This is a genomic window from Clostridium bowmanii (genome assembly GCF_018861315.1).
Taxonomy (GTDB): Bacteria; Bacillota; Clostridia; order Clostridiales; family Clostridiaceae; genus Clostridium_AD; species Clostridium_AD bowmanii.
The window spans coordinates 129,666-139,164 of sequence record NZ_JAHLDL010000010.1; the positions used below are offsets into that span (position 1 = coordinate 129,666).

Sequence of the window (9,499 nt, forward strand, 5' to 3'; positions counted from 1 at the left end):
ATCTAATTTATCTCTCCTTGTTTATTTTTATTGTAAAAAATTTAATTATGGCATCACTAAGTTCCATTTCCCATTTTCTAAAGCTATAAATATGATTTCCACCATCAATTACTATACATATTTACTACTATTCACATACGGTTGAGGTGATAATCCAATAGCTTTTTAAACCATATTCTTAAAATACTTATCTTCAATAGCTTTTCTAAGCAAATCTTCCACAAAAGTATTAATTGCAATCTTTTCTTCAATTTTTTTATTTTTTAAAGCTTTATACACTTTTTTATCTATTTCAAGTGTAAATTTCTTTTTATCAATGTTTTTTCCAGCATGATCTTTCTTATATTTTTGGGGCCTACCTACCTTTGCTTTCAACTTGGGTTTTTCCTCTTTACTTAGGACCTTTTTCGTTTTATCGGATATGCTCTCATCATCATTAATTTGCTCTACAGTAGTTTCAGTGTTTTGTAGATTGCTTGTACCCTCTAAAATCTCTTTACCATCCTGAAGATCATCTACTATAGCGCCATCTAGCTTAAGTTCTTTCGCACCTTCTTTTATGTTTTGTTTCTCTGGTATTTGTTTTAGAATATATTGGTTATCGATTAATTTATAACCATGTTTCTTAAGCTTAGCTAAAGTACCACCTTTTGCTACTGATATCCCTTTACACGTAGAATTGAAACTCTTACCTTCGTTCATCTCTTTGTTAATGTAATTAACTTTCTGTTCTAAAGTTAACTTAGAATATTCTTTCTTATCCATTTAAATACCATACCCCTTTTTAGTATATTTCACAATTAAAGCTTGTTTTTATTATATCATGCATTATTATTTTAAGATACTTATTAATAAAAAACTTTCTTATATGCTTATTATTTTCATGACACCAATAAGTCTAAATTTAGTGTAATTGTACTATATATTATACTTAAGGGAATATGGACATATTAATCGATAATCTATTTTAATTAATAATAAATATTAATTGGTTGCAAAAAGTACAAATACAAGGTAATATATTATTAAGACATAATCTTTTACAAAAATTTTAGCAGGATGTGATATATAATGATAAAACTTTGCAAATCAAGTGAAAGCTACAAAGAGATAAGTAAAACTTTGAAAGATAATAACATGGAATTTGAACATAAAAAATGCTTAGGCAAATGTGGTTTGTGCCACGACCATCCATTTGCTAAATCTCACGGTAAATTTATTTCTGCTGACAGTGTAGAGAAACTTATTAAAAAATTGAAAGAGGATAAATAATATATAAAAAGACACTATGACAAAAATGTATAATATTTTTGCCATAGTGTCTTTTTAAGAATTTATAAAATTAGTTTTTTTCAGATACCTTTGTAACAAAGCCGTTCTCTTTCCAATATTCCTTCATATGACTGATTTTATCCTTACTTTTATTATCGTTTTGAAGTGCAATATCATAAAATTTCTCCTGACTATTAATTAGTTCTTTGCCTCTTCTATCAACCCTTGTATAAATTCCATCACTATTTAAAATTCTAGCTTTTTCTGTATCTAATAGTGAAATATCTAAAATTTTTTTTACTCTGTTTCTTGCCTCATTATCTTCAATTGGAAATAAAAGTTCTACTCTTCGGTCTAAATTTCTAGTCATCCAATCTGCACTAGACAAATAAATTCCTTCCTCACCATCGTTATAAAAATAAAAAATACGACTATGTTCTAAAAATCTTCCCACAATGCTCCTTACTGAAATATTTTCACTTACTCCTGGTATTCCTGGTTTAAGGCAACATATACCCCTAACTATTAGATTAATTTGCACTCCCATACTTGAAGCTTCGTATAGGGCCTTAATAATTTCAATATCAACTAATGAGTTTACTTTTGCAATAATTATAGCCTTTTTCCCATTTTTAGCATTCTCGCCTTCTTCAAATATCATTTGTAAAAATCTATCTCTTAACTGTAATGGTGCGAGAATAAATTTATATAAGGATGTTGGCTTGGAATTTCCAGACAACATATTAAATAGGGCAGATGCATCTGCTCCAAAGTAAGGATTTGATGTAAATAGCCCAATATCTGTATACAGTTTAGCTGTAACATCATTGTAGTTACCTGTACCTACATGCACATAGCGCTTAATTCCAGATTCTTCACGTCGAACTACAAGAAGTACCTTGCAGTGAGTTTTGAGTCCAACAAGCCCATAAATAACATGACATCCTGCTTGTTCTAATTTTTTTGCCCAAACTATGTTATTGCTTTCATCAAATCTTGCCTTAAGCTCCACTAGCACTGTAACTTGCTTCCCTTTTTCTGCTGCCGTTGCTAAAGCTTCTATAATAGGCGAATTACCACTTACACGATACAATGTGTGTTTTATTGCAAGAACATCAGGGTCAATAGCCGCTTGCTTAACCAATTCAACGATTGGGTCAAATGATTCATATGGATGATGTAATAAAATGTCGTTTTCAGAAATTGCATCAAATATATTGTTGCATTTTAAAAACTGATTTGAAAGCTGGGGTTTTATAGGCTCATATTTTAGTTTTTCATAACCCTTAATTCTAGCCATTTTCATTAGGAAAGTTAAATCTATTTGACCATTTATTACATATTCCTGCTGTTTTGTGATTTCCAGCTCCATCTCAAGTTTTTTAAGTAGCTTAACATTCATACCTTTCTCTATCTCAAGACGCACAGCAGCACCCCATTTGCGTTGCTTTATTGATTGTTCAATTGCTTCAAGCAAATCTTCTGCTCCTTCTTCATCTAAATTCATATCTGCATTTCTTGTAATACGATAACAACTTGCATCTATAATTTTAAGTGCACCAAAAAGAGAATTTAAATTCATTTTAATAATATCTTCTAAAAACATAAAAGCTATTCCATCCTCCTCAGGAATTTTTACAAGCCTATCAATAACAGAGGGTACTTTTATTGTTGCAAATATATTTTCATCTTTATCACCCTTAAGAAGGAGTGCAATGTTCAAACTTTTATTGGCTATTAATGGGAAAGGACTGCTTTGGTTAACCACCATAGGTGTTAACACTGGAAAAATATTTTTTGAATAATAACTGTCAATATATTTAATTTGTTCTTCACTTAAGCCCTTAAATTTTAAAAATTTGATTTTTTCTTTTTTAAGACTTTTTTTCAATGAGCGATTGTAACAGTTAAATTGATTGTAAATAAGTCTATGTACTAATATACCTATTTGCTCCATTTGCTGCTTTGGAGTAAGTCCTGATGAGTCTTTTTTTTCAAATTTAGCAGTAATTTGATCAGATAAAGATCCAACTCTAACCATAAAAAATTCATCTAAATTTGAGCTTACAATAGCTATAAATTTTAACCTTTCTAATAATGGGTTTGTTGTATCCTGTGCTTCTTCAAGTACACGTTCATTAAACTGAATCCAACTTATTTCTCTACTAATAAAATAATCTGGCAATGAATTAATAGTCATTTCTTGCCTTCCTTTCTATATTATTGGTTTTACACCAATAACTTCTTCAAAGAAATCCACATGTTTTAAAAAATTCCATTCTTCTAAAATAAGTTCTTCCTCGGATTCCAAATTGAAAAACAAACTATCCTTAGTTACTACTAATTTCATTTCACTTATCTTTTGAATATGCGATATATCTAAAGCTTCTGAAAGTTTTAGTATTGCAGCTAAAGTAGATACAACCATTTTATCTCCATCACTTAGGTACCTATAGCTTTTACGAGATTTTGTAGGAATCTCATCTCCATGGTATCTAGTTACACTTGCAATAAGTTCAATTTCTATATCCGAAAATCCAATAATACTCTGAGCTCTTATTATATTATAAGAATGAAAATCGTGATCATTAGCACTTATAAAGCTACCCACATCATGAAGAATAGCTGCAACTTGCAAATAAAGCCGTTCCCTCTCTCCTAACTTATGTAAATTCCTAGTGTAATCAAAAATCTCCAATGAAAACTTTTCAACAAAAACAGCATGTTTTTTATCAATTTGATATTTATCTCCCATATACCAAACAGAGCTAATAATATCATTTATTGATTCTTTTTTCCTAGAAATGTTTAGTATTTCATCAGCTAAACTATATATAATACCTTTCCTTAGCGATAGCTTAGGCACCGCGATCCCATCTGCCTTAGTCATCTTAAGAAAACAATAAAAAATTAATATTGAAGGTAGAAGAAGTTCTGCCGTCTTATTAGAAATCCCATAATTAGTTTTAATATTAAAATTATCCATATTTCGAATTTCATCTATAAGCGATAGTATTGACTCCATTTTAATATAATAATCTTTTTTATTAACGCCTTTCTTTTTCCTTATAATTCCGCAAATTGTGTCTATCTCTCCACCTAGTCCTAAAAAGTTATGAATTTGAAATTTTTCAATTTGAGATTTTAGACCATATATTCTACTTTCTATGTACTGCTCCATAGTCTGCGAAAAATTTATTGTTTTTGTTTCTAAATCGGATAAAACTTCTCTTGTTCTTAAAGATCCAATCTTAACATGTTCAGTAAACTTAAGTTTACCACCTTCATAAATTGATGTTTCAACTGCCCCAGATGAGATGTTCACAATTAAAGATTGTTCTGTTTTTTTAATATCTATTGAATTCAAATGGTTTCTAACTGCTTTTAACATAAAAAATTGTTCCTGTGCAATATTTATAGATTCTATATTTAAACCCGTTCTAAGTCTTATTTGTTCTAAAACGTACTGTTTGTTTTCAGCTTCTCTAATACCACTAGTGGCTACTGCTTTATAAAATTTAATTTTATAATCCTTCATAAGCCTAACAAACCCTTTTAAATCGTCACAAGTCTCATGTATTGTCTTAACAGAAATTCTCGCCTTAGAAAATGTATCTTTACCTATTTTTGTAGGTTTAACTACATCCTCTAAAATTTTCACTTCTCCTTGTGTGTTTATCTCTCCAATTGTCATTTTTAAATAGTTAGAACCTACATCAATAGCCGCAACTATTTTAAAATCTCCTTTGTTGTTCATAAAAATCTCCTTTGTATATTAATCTTAATACATATATTTATATTACTATAATAGTTTTTCATATACAATAATTTATAGACTACTTAACCAAACCTTAACCAACATTTAACATATAATGTTAGAGTCATATTTATTAGAACTTGCAAATATTTAAACTATTAACTATAGTAGACATAAGTTAAGTGAAAAATCACTTTAGAAGGAGCATAATTAAATGAAAAAAATAGGCATCATCGATATAGGATCAAATTCAATACGTTTAGTAATTGTTCAGATAAACAAAGATAAATCTTTTAGATTAGTAGATGAACTTAAAGAAAGTGTCCGATTAGGAAAAGATATGACCGAAAACGGGGAATTAAATCCAACTAGAATTGATAATGCTATTTATACTTTAGCTTTCTTTAAACGGTTATGTATTATTCAAAATATAACTGAAATCTTAGCTGTTGCTACAGAAGCTGTTCGCAAAGCAACTAATCAAATAGAATTTTTAAATCGTGTTAAATTAGAACTTTCTATAAACATTCGCGTTTTGACTGGAATAGAAGAAGCTTACTATGATTATTTTGGAGCTGTAAATAGCATGGACTTCTCTGATGCACTTATAATTGATATTGGTGGAAGTAGTACAGAGTTAATCTTTGTAAAAAACAGACAATTAGAGTCTTCTATAAGTTTACCTTTTGGGGCAATAAATCTTACAGAAAAGTTTTCTCTTCAAAAGACTATGAATGCTGAAAGTGAAATTGCAATTAAAGAATTCCTAGTTTCACTTTATAAAGATATTCCTTGGTTAAAGAACGTTAAAAATGTTCCTATAATTGGGATTGGAGGTACTATAAGAAATATCGCTAAACTTCATAAAAAGGAAACAAATTATCCTATAGATAATCTCAATAATTATAGAATTCCTACCAGTGAGGTAATCACTATATATGATAAATTCAAGTTTAAAGATGCATCTCAAAGGAAGAAACTCAAGGGACTATCTAAGGAGAGAACTGATATTTTTGTTGGTGCAACTACAGTTTTAGTTACCTTAATTGAGTATCTTTCTCTAGAGGAACTCCATATTAGTGGAAGTGGCCTTCGAGATGGCTTTTTATATGAATATATTTTTAATAATAAGAAGCCACTGATTGATGTTCTTGATTTTTCCATTAAAAATAATTTGCTTAATTATGAGATAGACCTTCAGCATCCAGAACATGTATGGATGCTAACTGAGACCTTGTATAATGAACTTAGCTCAATTATCAACATACCTATAAACCCCTATAAAATATTAAAAACAGCTGCTATGCTTCATGATATAGGAATTGTAATAAGCTATAATGACCACCATAAGCACTCCTCTTATATGATTGCAAACTCTAAAATTAATGGACTTACTCATAAAGAACAATTAATGGCATCCTATATAGCTGCACTTCACAGAAAAAACGAATTTAAACTAAACTCAAAATTATACCAAAATTTAATTACACAGCAAGACCTAGATACTATAGATAAGCTAAGCATATTATTACGTATAAGTGAAAATCTAGATAGATGCGTTAATGGAAATATAAAGATGATTAGTTGTAATATAGAGTTAGATACTGTAACCATTACTGTTGATGCTATAACTGACCCAATACTAGAAGTAATTGCAGCAACTGATTGCGCCTCATCATTTAAAAAAACTTTCAACAAAAAATTAATAATAATATAATTATCAAAGATTAGCATGCTATCCATAATTTTTTCATATATTTTAAAAGGTTTTATTATATGAAACAAGATTTAAGGGAGAATAGCATGCTTAATATTGTAAACTATTTAAATGAAAAGGAACTTTTTAGTGTATTAGATAAGTATAATGCCTTTGACATAAAATCTCACGGAAAGAAGGTCTCAATTTATGCCATGGGTTTACTAGATTCGTTGAGTCCATACTATCAATTTAAAGATGAAGAAATAAATCTTCTTCGTTACAGTGCACTTCTTCACGATATAGGCTATTTTATTAATAAAAAAAGCCATCATAAACATACCAAATTTATTATTTTAAATGAACCACTTCTTGATAATATGCCTAAGAGTCTTAGAGACAATTTAGCATTAATTACAAGTGGTCATGGAAAATCTATTGATGATACCTTGAATTTTCATCCAAAAGTCACTGTTCTAAAATTATTATCTATACTTAGAATTGCAGATGCTCTTGATCATAAACATAATCTCAATATCTCACTTGAAAAAGTAGAAATTAAAGACAATGCTTTAAATATTCGAATTAATGGTGAGGGTTCTAATATAATCATGAAAAGTATTAATAAAAAATCACATTTGTTTTCAAAAATATATAATATAGAAGTATTAGTGGACTGCAATTAAAAGGCATCTACTTAAAAAGTAGATGCCTTTTAATGCTTAACATTTCCCCATAAATATCCTTAAATATTTACTTGTATTTTACCATTATTCTTTATGAATTTCTATAAACAAATTTCATGATATTTCGCATCACAAACTCTGGGTATTCCCCTGTAATTATTTGAGCACATCTATCTTCTCTATTTATGACATATTATATCATGATGGAAATAGCCAAAGTTAGGTTAAAGCTATTTTTCATTCAACCAATTAATAACTTCTTCTATAATTGGACTTTTTATTTCATTTTGATTTAGTTTTCTAATGCTATTAATAATACACTCCATTTCAAATTTAATTCCCTTTATTTTTTCGGAAATTTCAGTAATAACCTCATAGTCCATGGCATCAGAGTATACTTTGGAATCCTCAATATATCCATCCTTGGCTAGATTATACCATGGATCATAATTTGAAGACTTTATTATGCTAGTAATTGCACTATTATGCAAAATGAATGGCCCCGTCTTCTAGTGACAGTGCTGCTTCGTGAATTACTTCTGCTGTAGTAGTATGAGCATGTATAGTTTCAGTTATTGCCCTTGCAGTTAAGTTATTTTTAATGGCTAGAGTAAGCTCTGAAATTAAATCTGTAGCATGTAGCCCCACAATACTTGCACCAATTAATCTCTGGGTATTTTTATCCCTTATAATTTTAATAAAGCCATCGCTTTCTCCATAGGATAGTGCTTTTCCATTAGCTGAGAATGAGAATTTGCCTACTTCTACTTCTATTCCCTGAAGTTTTGCTGCTTTTTCACCTATGCCCACCATGGCAATCTCAGGCTGCGTAAAAATTGCACTAGGAACTGCGGTATAATCCATATCACAAGGCTCTCCCATTATATTGTTTGCAGCTACAACTCCTTGACGCGAGGCTGCATGAGTAAGTAATATAATATTATTTACATCTCCAACAGCATATATATTAGGAACATTAGTTTGCATTTTAGAATTAACCTTAATTCCCCTTTTATTATTGTTTAATTCTATTCCTATGCTCTCTAATCCAAGTCCATCTATATAAGGAGTTCTTCCTACAAATAAAAGCACTTTATTTGCTGTTATATATTTATCTTTACCATCCTGCATAAAATGAACTATGCATTCATTATTTTCGGCTTCGCAAATTTCTTCTACCTTTGCAGTAGTATATAGGTTAATCCCTTTTCTTGCTGCACTTTTTTTGTTTTCTTCGCATATATCATCATCACAGTTTATAAGGCATTGATCCATAAACTCCACAACTGAAACTTCTGCACCAAAACTAGCATAAATATAGGCAAACTCCATACCAATAACCCCACCGCCTACAATTACCAGTTTCCTTGGAACTTCCTTAAGCGACAAGGCATCGTTACTATGATACACTACCAATCGTCTTTACCACTAGGGGATTTAACGAAAGAACCATGACCTACTCCAAAACTTTTATTTTCAACAGTTCCCTTAAATACAGGTTGAGATTTCTTAATCCAACTCTTGGAATTAAGTATATCCTTAGAATTATTAACTAATAACCCTAAGCAGTAATTTTCAGCCCAGCTACCACTGGCCGAATAGACAATCATAATATTCTTTTCTTTTACTAATACCTGTGGTCCTTCATTTATAGGCATACCCATCTTCTCCCAGTCATATTCTGGAGTAGACATAAGTACTCTTTCTCCACTAATAGTAAAGGGATTACTCATGGCGGCAATGTATAAATTCTGCTTTCCGTTTTTATCTCCTTCCCATCCTGACCAAACGAAATATAAGGAATCTTTATCTACCTTAAGAACAGTTCCATCATCAGCTGCAAAATATATATACCATCTACCACTGACATAATGTAGTTCTGGTGCTCAAACCTCTTTAGAATAATCTGTACTTGTATCCGAAATCCAAACAATGTTTTCTTCTCCTTGACCTATACCTTGAAGTTCTTTTGCTTTTTTTATACCTATGTTACTGCAATCGCTATAAGTATAATAATAATAACCTCCCGCTTTTACTACCCATGGATCGGCACTACTTTTAGCTACTATAGGATTATTAAAAGTTTCT

At 30.1% G+C, this 9,499-nt stretch carries 9 protein-coding genes and 1 pseudogene; 3 read left to right on the forward strand and 7 right to left on the reverse strand.

Translation table 11 applies throughout. The annotated features are described in order from the left end of the window. Positions 1-165: 165 nt before the first annotated feature. Positions 166-765 carry a hypothetical protein gene (locus KPL51_RS08900; protein ID WP_216159732.1) on the reverse strand — a complete coding sequence of 200 codons (600 nt, stop codon included), beginning with the start codon at positions 763-765 and terminating at the stop codon, positions 166-168. A gap of 306 nt (positions 766-1,071) precedes the next feature. On the opposite strand from KPL51_RS08900, the gene KPL51_RS08905 reads away from it, so the two are divergent. Beyond that, complete coding sequence (locus tag KPL51_RS08905) at positions 1,072-1,272, forward strand: DUF1450 domain-containing protein (protein WP_216159735.1); 201 nt, start codon at positions 1,072-1,074, stop codon at positions 1,270-1,272. 70 nt (positions 1,273-1,342) lie between these two features. Here KPL51_RS08905 and KPL51_RS08910 read toward each other — a convergent pair whose 3' ends face one another. Further along, positions 1,343-3,472 (reverse strand): RNA degradosome polyphosphate kinase, encoded by a 2,130-nt coding sequence (locus KPL51_RS08910; RefSeq protein ID WP_216159738.1) that lies wholly within the window; start codon positions 3,470-3,472, stop codon positions 1,343-1,345. Positions 3,473-3,487: 15 nt separating this feature from the next. After that, a complete protein-coding gene (locus tag KPL51_RS08915) occupies positions 3,488-5,029 on the reverse strand; it encodes a Ppx/GppA phosphatase family protein (RefSeq protein ID WP_216159741.1) in 1,542 nt (513 codons plus the stop codon). 214 nt (positions 5,030-5,243) lie between these two features. Here KPL51_RS08915 and KPL51_RS08920 point away from each other — a divergent pair, with 214 nt between their 5' ends. Together KPL51_RS08920 and KPL51_RS08925 are read left to right on the forward strand one after the other, a co-directional pair. Continuing rightward, a complete protein-coding gene (locus KPL51_RS08920; protein WP_216159746.1) occupies positions 5,244-6,746 on the forward strand; it encodes a Ppx/GppA phosphatase family protein in 1,503 nt (500 codons plus the stop codon). 86 nt (positions 6,747-6,832) lie between these two features. After that, entirely contained in the window at positions 6,833-7,411 is a 579-nt protein-coding gene (locus KPL51_RS08925; RefSeq protein ID WP_216159749.1) for an HD domain-containing protein, read from the forward strand. Between the two features lie 230 nt (positions 7,412-7,641). Here the strand turns inward: KPL51_RS08925 and KPL51_RS08930 are convergent, their stop codons facing one another. The 4 genes and pseudogenes from KPL51_RS08930 to KPL51_RS08945 form a co-directional block, all read right to left on the reverse strand. Beyond that, complete coding sequence (locus tag KPL51_RS08930) at positions 7,642-7,902, reverse strand: lipoate protein ligase C-terminal domain-containing protein (protein WP_216159752.1); 261 nt, start codon at positions 7,900-7,902, stop codon at positions 7,642-7,644. Continuing rightward, a complete protein-coding gene (locus KPL51_RS08935) occupies positions 7,895-8,821 on the reverse strand; it encodes a dihydrolipoyl dehydrogenase family protein (protein WP_224853769.1) in 927 nt (308 codons plus the stop codon). Before KPL51_RS08935 ends, KPL51_RS08930 begins: the two co-directional genes overlap by 8 nt. Then, on the reverse strand, positions 8,821-9,261 hold the full coding sequence (locus KPL51_RS08940) for a family 43 glycosylhydrolase (protein ID WP_216159779.1): 441 nt from the start codon (positions 9,259-9,261) through the stop codon (positions 8,821-8,823). The genes KPL51_RS08935 and KPL51_RS08940 overlap by 1 nt, the downstream gene beginning before the upstream one ends. A 36-nt stretch (positions 9,262-9,297) precedes the next feature. Continuing rightward, positions 9,298-9,499 (reverse strand): annotated as a pseudogene (locus KPL51_RS08945) (hypothetical protein); the annotation flags it as partial.